9 protein-coding genes are annotated in these 13,266 nt (G+C 40.5%); 1 reads left to right on the top strand and 8 read right to left on the bottom strand.

Annotated features, from left to right (window positions below; translation table 11 throughout):
- The first annotated feature begins 120 nt into the window (after nucleotides 1-120).
- Nucleotides 121-684 carry a hormogonium polysaccharide biosynthesis acetyltransferase HpsU gene (gene hpsU, locus NSMS1_RS05045; RefSeq protein ID WP_224091668.1) on the top strand — a complete coding sequence of 188 codons (564 nt, stop codon included), beginning with the start codon at nucleotides 121-123 and terminating at the stop codon, nucleotides 682-684.
- Between the two features lie 56 nt (nucleotides 685-740).
- Here the strand turns inward: hpsU and NSMS1_RS05040 are convergent, their stop codons facing one another.
- The 8 genes from NSMS1_RS05040 to NSMS1_RS05005 form a co-directional block, all read right to left on the bottom strand.
- Entirely contained in the window at nucleotides 741-1,559 is an 819-nt protein-coding gene (locus NSMS1_RS05040; protein WP_224091666.1) for a DUF928 domain-containing protein, read from the bottom strand.
- A gap of 124 nt (nucleotides 1,560-1,683) precedes the next feature.
- Complete coding sequence (locus tag NSMS1_RS05035) at nucleotides 1,684-4,020, bottom strand: CHASE2 domain-containing protein (protein WP_224095111.1); 2,337 nt, start codon at nucleotides 4,018-4,020, stop codon at nucleotides 1,684-1,686.
- Nucleotides 4,021-4,182: 162 nt separating this feature from the next.
- A complete protein-coding gene (locus NSMS1_RS05030; RefSeq protein WP_224095109.1) occupies nucleotides 4,183-5,148 on the bottom strand; it encodes a DUF1822 family protein in 966 nt (321 codons plus the stop codon).
- Between the two features lie 195 nt (nucleotides 5,149-5,343).
- Nucleotides 5,344-5,700, bottom strand: a complete 357-nt coding sequence (locus tag NSMS1_RS05025; protein ID WP_317986580.1) for an Rpn family recombination-promoting nuclease/putative transposase — start codon at nucleotides 5,698-5,700, stop codon at nucleotides 5,344-5,346.
- A gap of 21 nt (nucleotides 5,701-5,721) precedes the next feature.
- Nucleotides 5,722-6,699 (bottom strand): Bpu10I family restriction endonuclease, encoded by a 978-nt coding sequence (locus tag NSMS1_RS05020; RefSeq protein ID WP_224091665.1) that lies wholly within the window; start codon nucleotides 6,697-6,699, stop codon nucleotides 5,722-5,724.
- A complete protein-coding gene (locus NSMS1_RS05015; protein WP_224091664.1) occupies nucleotides 6,672-7,913 on the bottom strand; it encodes a DNA cytosine methyltransferase in 1,242 nt (413 codons plus the stop codon). Before NSMS1_RS05015 ends, NSMS1_RS05020 begins: the two co-directional genes overlap by 28 nt.
- A 26-nt stretch (nucleotides 7,914-7,939) precedes the next feature.
- Nucleotides 7,940-10,543: a CHAT domain-containing protein gene (locus NSMS1_RS05010; RefSeq protein ID WP_224091663.1), complete on the bottom strand. Its 2,604-nt coding sequence runs from the start codon at nucleotides 10,541-10,543 to the stop codon at nucleotides 7,940-7,942.
- Nucleotides 10,544-10,580: 37 nt separating this feature from the next.
- Entirely contained in the window at nucleotides 10,581-12,986 is a 2,406-nt protein-coding gene (locus NSMS1_RS05005) for a filamentous hemagglutinin N-terminal domain-containing protein (protein WP_224091662.1), read from the bottom strand.
- Nucleotides 12,987-13,266 lie beyond the last annotated feature (280 nt).

Genomic DNA, 13,266 nt, shown 5'->3' with positions numbered 1-13,266 from the left:
GGGAAGCAGAGGACAGAGGAGAAAAACTGTTGACTGTTGACTATGGACTAATGACTATGGACTAATGACTAATGACTAATGACTAATGACTAATGACCAATGACCAATGACCAATGACCAATGACTAACGACAAACCTTTTGTAGATTTACGCCAGTACAACCAATCTTGGTTTAATCGAGGACGGGCAAATTGGTATATTTTGTTATGGTGGTTAGTGCAAGCGATCGCCTTTCCTCTCACTCCTCATCCTTTTAGTAACATACGTTGTTGGATATTACGTCTATTCGGGGCGCGAATTGGTAAAGGCGTGGTTGTCCGTCCTACTGCCCGTTTTACATTTCCTTGGAAAGTTACTATCGGAGATTACAGTTGGATTGGTGACGATGTAGTTCTCTATAGCTTAGATGAAATTAACATCGGTCAGCATTGCGTAATTTCACAGAAAAGTTATCTATGTACTGGTAGCCATGATATCCAAGACCCAGCATTTGGGTTAAAAATAGCAGGTATCACCGTCGGTAATGGTGCTTGGGTAGCTACAGATTGTTTTATAGCGCCAGGGGTACAAATTGGCGCTAATACTGTAATTGGCGCTCGTAGTAGCGTTTTTAGTAGTATGCCGGCAGGGCAAGTTTGCTGGGGTAGTCCTTGCCGTCCTCAGCATTCCAGGTTGAAGGAGTAGGAGGCAGGAGGTTAAATACTTTTGCTCAACACTCAGTACTCAGCACTCAGCACTCATTATGGTTTAGAAGAAACTAGAGGTTTGGGTATAATGTCGTCTAACTTGATGCTGGTCAGTAAACTTCTCCATTTCTCGGCAAGTGTGGCATCTTGAGGATTTTGTTGACGGAGTTGAAATAGGATTTCGGCAGAATCGAACCAAATGCCATTTTCAGTGTAAATGTCAACTTTCTGTAATGGTGAGCTTGTTTCTAACTGCTTGATAGTTGCGGGTTTGAGTTGGACTCGCTGAATTACTCCTTCAACATAGATGGGGGGTGAGGATTTTTGTGGGTCACATTCTACGGTGAAAAACCAACGGTATTGCTTATCTAGAGCTAAAGCAGCAGCGTCAGTAGGTAGGGAAACGCTGATGATTCCTGGTTTTTCTGGGAGAGCGATCGCTTTTTGGTAAATAATATTCGCATCCTGGTCTTGCAAGACAAATTCCATCGGATAGCCAGAATCTTTAGAGTACGGCACATAGAATAAAAGTGTCGGATGTGCCTGTGTTGTAAATCCCCAAACATCAGTGACGGTGGGAGCAGTTTGGGTAAATGGTACTAAAGCAGTTAATTGCGGTTCCACTGAGGGACAAGAACCCCGTTTAGCACCACCACGAACACGCCCTCCAGGACGACGTTCTGAGCTTGGTAGAGGTACTTGAGCAAAGTGAGTTTTTTTAGTAGGAGTAATTAAAGGTAAGTTATTTGTGTTATTTGGTTTAGCAGCACTAACATTAGGCCTGCTTGCTAATACCCAGGAATTTCCACCTAATAAGCTGGTATAGCCTACAGCGATCGCAACTAATAGTTTAATAGGTTTTAAATTAGACATATTATTTATTGGTCATTGGTCATTGGTCATTGGTCATTAGTCAACAGTCCACAGTCCACAGTCCACAGTTATTCTCCTCTGCACCTCTGCACCTCTGCTCCCCCCACTCCTTACTCCCTACTCCCTACTCCCTACTCCCTACTCCCCTATTTTGAATTGTCACTACAGCCACACTTGACACTAAGGATAAGGCGGCTGGGACAAAGGGAACCCAAAAGCCCCAAACTAGTAGGCTGAGACTCATCAAATACAAAACACTAGAACTTACACCAACGGCTAATGCTAACTTGGAGAATAAACGCCATCGCCAAGCGAGGAAGCCGCCTAGAGTAGCCCAAGTGCCAATCCAGAGTATTTCTAATCCAGGCATCCACACCGTTAACAATGAGCGCCTATCGAGAACAGCACTAATAATCTGGCTAACCATGTGAGCCTGTACCATTATTCCTGGCATTTGCTCGTCTAAACGACTACCGTAAGGTGTTCCCCAATAGTCGGGAAAGTCTCCTTTCGCTACTACACCAATCAGTATAATCCGATCTTTAATGGCATTGGGATTAATGGGACTATTTAAAATTTGGGTGAGTGTCACCTGTTCAGCGATTTTTCGGGAAGCGCGGTAATTGAGGAGAATTTGACCACCATTAGCATCAATACCCTGGTAAGCTCCTGTGCGAGATGAGAGGCGATGAAGCACTGTATTGCCTATCTGTAAATTCTTAGTGGCTGCTTCTGAGGTGAATTTTGATTCAATCCCTAAAGATGAGAGATAAAGAAATGCTAATTGTGTACTGAAGGCATAGGGCGCAGAACATAATGATGCGGTTTCCTGATTCATAAATAGGAGATGTCGCCGCACTACGCCATCAGCATCATGAACGAAGTCGCTAAAGCCTTGACGTTCTCTAGGGATTTCTGGTGGTGGTTCAATGCCTTTGATATTGGCAGTTGTATCACTTCCCTTACACACACCAATTAAATTGTCAGTCTGTTTGAGTCGAGAAATTAAGTCTGGTTGTTCGGCGGGGAAGTCACGATAAATATCTAAACCAATAGCTTTAGGTTGATATTGGGAGAGTTTTGTTAATAGTTGGCTAAGGGATTTTTCGGAAACTGATGTTCCTTTTAATGACTCTCCGTTACGACGTTGATTAGCTAAATCTTCATCATCGATTGTGACTACAAGTATGCGGGGATCGGGGCCTTCGTCGGGGCGCGATCGCATCATTTGGTCATAGGCTAGTAGTTCGGCTGTCTGTAATACTCCCAAAAACCTTAAGCCACAAACTACAGCCGTTACCAGCAAGCTTGACAAAGCCACCTTCTTTAACCCACGTTGTTTAGGAACGGCTGGAACATCATTAAATATAGGTTGTGTTACAGGTTCGGCTAATTCGTTCCAAGTAAGCGGTCTTTGGGCAGGATTTTGACAAATTACTGGTAGCCAAGTTGCACAGGGAAATCTATCTTCTAAACCTTGCAGGCGTTCTCTGGCGTGTCGGACTGCTTGGTATAAAGATTCACCACTAGCAAAGCTTTGAATAAAATACTTTAAAAATTCTTGAGCGACCTGATCGGGAACAGGTTCGCGCATGACAATGATTTGGGGAATGTTTAAATCCGCCAGTTCCTTTGCCAGTCCCAGTCCATCACAGGAGTTGAAAATTGCTAACTGTAAGCCTCTTTCTATGGCTTGTTTGAGAGCATACTTTAATTCACCAATGCTGAGGCTATCAGTTTTGTTGAGGTAGATTCTACCTATACCGTCATGTCCTTGACTAGAACTGTGTCCAGCGAAAAATAAAATATCGCAGTTTTTACCCCAAAGATAATCTGTTAATTCTTTACGTTGTGGTTCTACTAAAAGGCTGACATCGGCATTAGGAAAATTTTGCAGCATTGCTTGGTCAGCTTGGGTATTAATTCCCTGACTATTACCAACGATCGCCAGAATATTAACAATGGGGTTAGGGGTGCGACGCTTATGAATTAGCTCGTAGCTTGGTGAGGACAGAGCGATTTCTGCTTTGGGATAGCGTTCTAATAAGTCCCAGATGTGCCAAGGTAATCTTTGTAAGTGGCTATTTTCTGACTGTAAAATTACGCGAATTTCGTCAGTTGGTTGTAATTTTTCTAGCCATTTTTCTCGTAAGGGGCGAAACTCTTGTGCTTGTAACCAATGATTAAAGCGTAACCGCAAGGTATGAGCTAATTCGTGGCAATCTTGGGTAATTGATACATTGGTAACTTGGATTTTGTCAGCATCTAAGCGATAACCGTTACCCAATTGTAGATAGGTGGACTGCCAGCGAGTGTAATACAGCAGCATATCAGGACATGGTGGGAGCTTACCTGTGATTTCTGTCGAAGGGCGATCGCTTTCTTCGCCAATCTGGAGAGTCACGGTAAACCCTTGGTCAAAACCACCATCTCCGAATTTTAGCACCACCAACTTTGCCATGACCGTCGCCCCGCCTTGCTTCCCAATCACTGGAGTTCTGAGTCACTCAGATTTAAAGATAAATACACAATTCCAGCGATCGCTTGAATTTTGTACATCTTGTAATTTATTACCCATTTTGATGTATCAATTACCAATTACATGATGAAAAATTTTGATACCTTAAATTACAAAGTTTTCTGTAACATTCATATCATCCAATGATACCTGAACACTAAATTGCTCCTCAAGTTCCCCACGGAATTGTAACTGGAGATAGTTGTCAGAGCTTCTAGCTTGAGCTTCTATAAATACTGATCCAGATGTATCTAACACCTTAAGTTCTACCCCTGTTGGTAGGTATATTTGATTACCTATAGCGTGAAGTTGTAAGCGGACGCTGGTTTTTCCATTGGTTTCAGGCGCAATTTCGACAATCAACATTACTGGTTGATTGACAATTTGGATACCCAAATCAATTAATTTGGCTCGTCTGGTAACTGTTTGTTGTTGAGAAGCTGTTTCTGAAGTACTTACCGGACTACGAAAAGCATAAGCTGGTCTAGCTTCCAAAGAGTTCCACAAATCTTCTATAGTTTGCCAACCTGCTTCACATTGACCAACAAACCACTGACTCAAATTGACCAAAGCATCAATAGGAGAACTTTTGAGTTGCTCTAGACGATCAATTAATGCTTCTATCGGTTGTAGTTGATTTAAGCTTAATGTTTCGGTTGTAACTTTTTTAATAAAACCTAATAACTTAGCTTCTGAGTTGCTTTCATCAACTTGCACAATTACATAACCCACTCTTTCCTCCCATGTTTCTGGAGGAACAGAACAGACTTGCTCTTGTAACTTTACAGGACGGCACTCCAAACGACCAAGTGAGGGAATTTCTAGATCAGCCACATCCGCACAAAGCTGCATGATTGGATTCCAACTATCACTAGCTGTTAAATTAGTGGGAACTTCCATCATTTGCAGATAGTCGTTGACTACTGACACAGCCAAAGTATTGAGCCTGACTTGCTCGGCTTTTTGGGAATTAGGCTGATTGTTAGCGAATTGCTGGGCAGTAGTACGAGCTGCTTGAGAAATCGGTAGGATAATAGCGAAATCGTCTAGCTTGTTGGTGGTGTTAGTCATAGTGAATCCCAAGTTAATCAATGCTGCTATGTACATATCGCCCGCATTGATTAAATTTATGCCACAAAATTGAGAAATTTCCGCCAAATTTTCCGAACTGGCGATCGCCACAGTTGTATTTACAGCTTAAACCTGATGGCTATGTGTAAAATATTTCGCCTAAACTTGTTAGCGTTCGTTTAACATAGCATAACTTTACTGACCTTGATTTAAGGATTGTTTGTGTAATTCTTGCTGCACTTCCTCTAACTGCAAATTTAATTCTTGTGCTGTTTGCTCTACACTCAGCCCTAATTTCACCAGCAAAGGTATTAACCTCAACTTTTCTTGACGCACACCTTGCTGTATCCCTTCCTGTTTACCTTCCTGTTTAGCTTCTTGATAAACTTTCGTCTGCTTCAAATCGCTTAAACTAAACATACTTTCAATCTCCTCTCGACTCATAGATGGGAATTTGTACAGCAAGATAGTCTCTATCAATTCTAATAGCTGTTTTTGTTGGGTTAGAGTGTTAATTTCCTGCCGTGTTCTAGCTATTAACTCTCTAGCCAAGCTTATACTTCAAAGCTATCTCTACTCATCAATTAACCATCCACGTTGTATGCCGTACTCGATTCCGCCTGTCCAGTCCGTTGTAAGATGCTTTCGTACTTTATAGAATAAATGTTGAATCACGGTTGAATTAATTGGATTTTTGATATAGCTTTCTTCATATCTAAATTCTCTATCAGTATTTTTCTGCTGACGTAGTACATAAATTTGATCAACCTTATACTTGCGGAGATTGACATCACTAGTCAGCTTAATCCACTCCATAACTACAATATATAAACTATTCGGATTCCTCGCTTTTAAATCCTCTGCTGCTCTTGATGAGCCTTCAAGCATAGTTTTATCAAGATAAGTCTTACATTCAATTGCTACAACTGGAATATCGAAAATGTGAGTTTCGGTATTACCTGTAACTGTAACTTCTGAGTATTGTTCTGGTTCTTCCTTAAATAATGAAAGTACTTCACCGGGATTTTTATCTTGTTCTGGAGGAACTGATGCTTCTAATGACGCTTGAACAGTTGCTCCAATGACAAAATCATGATCTTTTCTCTCAATGCGAGCATATGGGCGTTTGAGCATTTCCGAGTAGTTCGGCGGTACAAAGAAGATATCTTTAAAGGTATGTGACTTGCCAATTAGAGCATTCTCTCCAAAATCTTTTGCTAAATCTCTAAAAAGATAATAAAGAAATTCTTCTAATACACTAGAGTGAAGATTGGATCTAGAGTCAAACTTCTCAGCATACTGTTGCTGATCTATAAAATTTTTGTATGTGGCGAGTAGTTCTACTCTTTTAGTAATAATGGTATTATCTTGATCTGTAGAATTTGATGTTGGCCCAAACAATTCAATATTTGCTGCGTGCCACTTATCATATTCACGTCGAATCTCAATAAGATAGTTCTTACTTTCAGCGTCTCTATATTTTGTGCGGTGCTTTTCCTTCTGCTCAAGATTAGAGCCATGCACTAAAGGGTTTCTACTAATTGGGGACATAGTTCTAATTTTTCTTGAATATGCAATGCAATGGCCTTAGCAAGAAGAGGCGGTACGGCGTTGCCGATTTGATTGTACTGACAAAGGAATTTTTCGTCAAATCTCTTCTCTCGATGTAATAACTTATGAGATACAACTGTTTTTTTTCCTAAAAAACGATAAGTGTCAGGAAAGGATTGGATGCGTGCGCCCTCACGCGCTGTCAAATTACGATGCTGAAAAGGATGAATAAAATTAGCATAAAATGACGCTGCTATCGTGTGTGATGGTCTATAAGGATTTAAGCGGCGGTTGTTTTGATCGTAACTCTTCTCGGATAATTCCCCATTACCACTACGTCGTCTAGCTCTATGTTCCTTTGGTGCATCTGAACTTGACTCACCCCATTTTATATGTTTAAAACGTTCTACAAGCCTACTAGAATGCTCCATTGCCACATGGTTATAAAGAATTGCGCTGTCATTTCTACTCCATCTTTGATAGTTATTCTGAGGTTCTAAGACATAAGGTTGTTCTTCTTTACCTTCACAAGCATTTAATAGTGGTAAATCTGATACTGCATCCCACAAACTAAGAGGACAAAGTAGACCCTTAGTTTCAAATACTGATAGTTGAGAGCAAGAAACATCTAATAAATTTAATGAATGTGTTTTTGGAGGAATGCCTAACTGTCTTCCTGCTCTATTTCCTACAATAAAGATACGCTCCCTAATTTGTGGTACGCCATATTCAGCAGCATTCAGCACCCATATTTCTACAAAATAACCAATATTTTCAAAGGTCTTTCTAATAATATCTATTACCTTTATGCCTTCTGTATTTTTGCGTGAAAGTAAACCTTTAACATTCTCTATAACGAATGCTTTAGGCGCAAGAGCATCTATCCACTGAGCAAAATTAAGGAATAGACTATTTCTAGGATCTTTAGGATCTTTTTTGGCTGGGCCAGCAATGCTAAAACCTTGACAGGGAGGCCCACCAATAATGACATCTGGTTGAAAACTGCATATATCTTCAATACTACTTGCACAGTTAAATTCACATATGTCTTGTTGAATAACCGTCATTTTTGGGTGATTATAGCGCAGTGTATCACAAGCCCAAACATCAATCTCAACTGACAGAGGAACATTAAAACCTGCCATCTCAAAACCTAAGCTAAAGCCGCCAGCCCCAGCAAACAAATCAATAGCTACTGGTTGTGTCTTAAACATAAGCGTACTGTTGACCCATAACTAAATTACAACCAATTTCCAATCATGACATAGGCTGACCAATAACTAGGGGCGTTGTAGTTGGGATGGTTTAATAACTTTAGCTGGGCGCGGCGCAGAGCTTCGGCTTTGGAAATGTTACTACCTTTGAGTTCTTTATAAAATTCCCCGACTAGTAAAGCTGTTGATTCATCATCAATTTGCCATAGGGACGCGACTGTACTACGTGCGCCAGCGCGGACGGCTGCTCCTGCTAAACCAAGGGCGGCGCGGTTATCTCCGGCTGCGGTTTGGCAAGCGCTTAAGACTAATAGTTCGACTGCACGGGGTCTAATTTGCTCTCTACCACGGAGTAGTGTGTCGAATTGGATGACGTTGATTGGCCCGTCGGCTGCCAAAATGAAGGTATTTTCGGCACGGGAACTAAATTGACCGTGGGTTGCTAAATGCACTACGTTAAATGAGACGTTATTCACCTCTTTTTCTAGGGCTTCGCGGGTGAATTGTTTGTCTAATAAGCTGGTAATAGCAACTCCAGCACTAGCAATTAAGTCTACTTCTGCCTTGATGGCGGGTAAGGGGGAAAAGTTGGGAAAGTTTGGTGGGGGTTGAGTTAACCCGGCTGTTAAGGCTCTGAGTTGTCCTCGTTGTAGGGGTTTGGGGTCGAGGAGTTGCAAACCGACGCTGAGGGCGATCGCATATTTTTCTACTAAATATTGTTTGCCATCATATAATACCCCTAGTGGTAAATTCCGTAACAACCCATCTGGGACAAATACTAAAGTGTTAACTCCACTGGCTACCAGTTCTGATTCTATAGGTTTAATCAGCCAGTTATAAACCTGTTGTGCCTGTGCTTTGATGGCTTTACTAGCTGTGGGATTGACGAGATTTCTTCTCAGTTCGCTCAGAACTTGGTCTACTTCTGGTTGTTCAATATTAACGCTGTGTAACTGCAAAGGTTTGTTAGGAATTTTGACGATTACCTGGATTTGTTGCGGCAGAATAATCGGGTATAAAATTGCAGCCGTGGGGTTGTCTTGGTCTACTACTTGATCGAGTTGCACAGCTTGGCCTTGCAGACAAGCCTCCCGAAAGAAGTTATCTAATTCTGCTAGTTGTAAGGCTTCAATCCGTTGACGGGCTTTATCGAGGGTTTTTTCATCAAGCTTATCTGGTTGGGATTGTAACAGCAATTCTACTGATTGCCGATAGATTGGTTCTACACTGTCGCGGAAGTTAAACTGCACATCTTGATTGACGGCTACTAAGTCACTGCGCAAAGATTTTAAGGTTTCTACTGCTGCATCATAAGCGGCGATCGCACCAGAAATATCTTTTTCTGCCCACAACAATCTACCTAATTGCCACTCTAAGCGATAAATAATATCTGGTGCATTACTACCTTGGGCTAATACTAATGCTTGTTGTGTCAGGCTTTTGGCTTCTTGCCATTGCTGACTTTGTTCATACAAATTTCCTAAGCTTAATGTTGCATAAGCCTCTGAGCGATTATCACCCAAACTCCGAGCTTGTTGGATAGTTTTTGCCAGTAACTTTGCTAATTCCTGAGTGCTGGGTATTGAGGGAACATTTTTATTCAGCACCAAGTAATCAGTATTGAAAAGTTTGATGAGACTTTGAGCAAAGTTAATTTGGGCGTAGATAGTAGCACGGCTGGGAGGGAGTTGATTAATTTGCTCTGGAATTGCTGATATTAAAGTTTGTGCTGGGGTTAATTGTTGATTTTCTAAAAGTAAGCTGAGGTGGTTAAGTTGAGCTTGAATTTTTGTTAGGGGTGAGGGGGATATGGCTACTGCTTGTTGATAGTAATTGATGGCTTGAGTTAGTTGCAGTTTAGCGCGTGCATTATTTCCCAAACTGAAAAAGCTGGCGGCGATTTGTGCGGGTATTTGTAAGCGTTGGGCAACTGCTAAACTTTGTTCTAAAGTTTTCCTGGAGTCGGTTAAATTTCCTGCTACCATCAAGGCATCACCGAGCGATCGCAATCCTACTGCTTTTTCTAATGAGTCTGGTTGTGATTGCAATTTCTGCCCGACTTCTAGTAATATTTTCACAGCCCGACGATAAAAACCTTGTGTGCGCCATGCTTGGGCTTGATTGATTTGCGATCGCACTTCACCATGATAATTTTTCGTCTGCCGATAAATTTCTGCTGCACGTTCCCAAGTGCTTAAAGCCGCCTCTGGTTTACCCATTGCCAGTTGCAAACGCCCTTGAATGTCTAAAGCTGGGGCTAATACTTGCGGGTTCTGCTCTTTTCCTGTAAGTAAATTAAGACTGTCTGTAATTGCTTGCTGTGCTTGATTCCATGCGCCTAGTTGCTGGTAGGCTAAGGACAAATTACTCAAAGTTGCAGCCAGTCTCAGGTTATCACCATTTTGCCTATATTCTTGCACCGCTTGCTGTAATATCTGCACTGCTTCGGCAAATCTGCCTGCATCATACAAGCTTTTACCCTGTTCTACTAAGGAGACTGCGGAGGTAACTTGTGTATTTGAAGTTGCAACTTTAGCCAGCACAGGTACATTAATTGTGCAAAGCAAAGCCAACAGAAAACACAAAGATAAACGTAAAAATTTGACCAATTTACTTTTTATCTTTGGCATTTTGTTAATAACATCACGATAACAGTCCCTAGCAGTTTTATTCATGAACATGGCAGATGGTGGAAGAATACCAGGGAGGCTGATAAATCGTAGTAGGAGGTTGAGCAACTAAAGTAATATTGCCATTTTTATCAATTATCCATCCCTGTGCTTCCACAATTTTAGGAGAATCAGCGTTTTCCACAACAGTAGTAGCAGAAAAATTACTTATTTGTAACAAATGATGAGAGTGGTGGGGAGTAGGAATAGGTTTTTGGCTACTATCGGAACTACAATTTTGAGTAATTTGCTTGGATGTATTAAGTGAGTTGGTGGGGAGTAAGGCAAATCTTTGGCTTGAATTTACTTCAGGTGGGTTAAAGGTGATTACTCCTTTTAAAGATGGGTTGGTCTGTGAGAGAGTAATGATATCGTTGCTTGGTAAGCGTGCTGAGTCAAGCTCTTTTGGATCAGTAGTGTTGAGAATTTGTTCTAGTTCTGCTCGATTACGGACAACAAAACCCAATACACTTTTAGCATTAATTCTCACTTTACCCCCCACGCCTGTAAAAGCATTGGCGGTGATATCGCTATTTTTGTTAGGAGTCGCAACAATAAAAGGACTGTTAATTTCAATATTGCCACCATTGCCACCGACAAAAGTAGAAATTCGACTATTGCGGTTTAGTTGTAATGTGTCTTTGAGATTGAGGGTGATGTTACCACCATTACCGGAGTAGGTTTGAGTAATTAGTTGACCTTGATTATCAAGTTTAAGCGATCGCGCGTTAATTACCAAGTTACCCGACTCTCCGGTGACAGCAACTTTTGCATCGTTTTGAATAATTAGGCGATCGCCGCTAATATTTAAGTTATCTGCTGTAATTATTGCCCCATTTTCTACAGTTAATAATTTAGTATCAACATTTAGTGTATTGATACTATTAGTAGTTCCTGGTTGAGTATTAACAAAAATGCCACTACGAAAAATATCTAAAGGTGAGGCTGTAGCGAATTGAGAAGCACCACTTACATGAATACTTTCTGAGGCATTAATATTTACATTGCCCCCTTGTGCGCCATATCTAGTCCCATTAAATATTTGTGCGCCACCTTGAATCTCCAATCGTTTAGTTTCTAAAGATATTGTTCCGGTATTACCTGCATTGTTCGTAGCGTCATTAGTAACTTGAGCAACAATTCCACTAGCAATATCACCATCAAAACTTTCTCCTAATAAATGGATGGAATCTGTAGCTTTTATTAGGATATTTCCTGTATTTCCTGCCCCAAATGTAGAAACTTCTATACCTGCACCATCTGTTAGTAAAAGCCGTCCAGTTTCCAGAATAATATTACCACCATTACCTATAACATTTTGACAATCTCCACCTAATGAACAGACTTGTGAAGTAATAAATGCAGTTTCTCCTAGTTCTATAGAGTTTCCGGCTTTAATCCAAATATCTCCGGCTTTACCTTCATTTTGAGCCACAGTAAATATCTGAGATTCACTATTTAATTTTAGCGATTCTGCGGCAGAAATTATTAGGCGATCGCCTGACTGTCCACCAAAGTTAATTGCAAAAATTAGCGAATCATCAATAGTAATATTTCTTCCTTGAATTTGAATACTACCACTTCTATCTTGTCTTTGTAGATTATCGGTATTAATCAAAGTTCCCGCAGCGATTTCGATATCTCCAAAGTATTTTACGCCTGAGTAGTCTAAAGTATAACCTTTATCGATTTCGCTGATACTAACAAAACCATCTCTAGCTACACTACCTAACTCAATTCTGCCTCCTGCTGCTTGTAAAATACTACTTTGCAGTGATAAATCACCGCCAATTAGTGCTAAAGTTTTGCCATTTGGAACTTGCAAATCCAAAGGTAAATCAATAGAAATTGGTTGTTCGATTTTTCCAGGGTTAATACCAAATTGTAGCCCTAAAGGAACACTTACAGTTAATAAAGGTGTATTATTGGCGGTAGTCGCACTAAATTCTGTTCCATCAACAAACTTGAGACTATTAGCTGTAGTGGCTATAAAAGAACCACCAATATTTAAACTAGCATTAGTTCCTAAAATTATTCCATGAGGATTAATAAAAAACAGATTTGCTCGGCTTCCCCTAATCGTTGTAATCAGGCCATCAATATAAGAGGGTGAGCCGCCTGTTACTCTGGTAATAATATTCTGCACTGCTAGATTATGGTTAAAAATAGCAGTATCGCCCGTAGTATTGCTAGTTAAGGCGGAAAAAGAAAATTCCTGAAAACTATGAAATAAATTTCCTCCTCTTTGAGTACCCCCCTCAATCACTCTTCTATTCCCTACAGTTCTAACGGTTGAGTTAGTGGGGAGCGTATTGTCTGGAATAATATCGGCTTTTGTAGGGTTAAGATTGAATAGCCAAAATAAAATACTAAAACTCCATATAGATAATGCAGTTCTAATCAAAGAGTTATCCTTTTTTGTAAGACTATTAAATTAATATCTTTTTTAATCGTTAAAAAGTAGGACTTAATTTATGAGTATTTATATTTTTTTTAGCCGTTTGAGAGAAGGCTATTTAAGTTAGCGATCGCACAATGGGTAAATACAATTGTAAATTGTGGATCTCGTCAGATGTAACGGTACATTTACGAACAGACTTGCTCAACAAAATAGGTAGATTTAAAAGTCGTAGCATAACACACTAAAACCTGTATATCTATTAAGTTAGGCTTGCCTTATTGCA

Origin of the sequence: Nostoc sp. MS1 (assembly GCF_019976755.1) — a bacterium.
GTDB lineage: Bacteria > Cyanobacteriota > Cyanobacteriia > Cyanobacteriales > Nostocaceae > Trichormus.
Note: the sequence above shows the minus strand (reverse complement) of the source record. Positions and strands in the feature narration are given on the sequence as shown.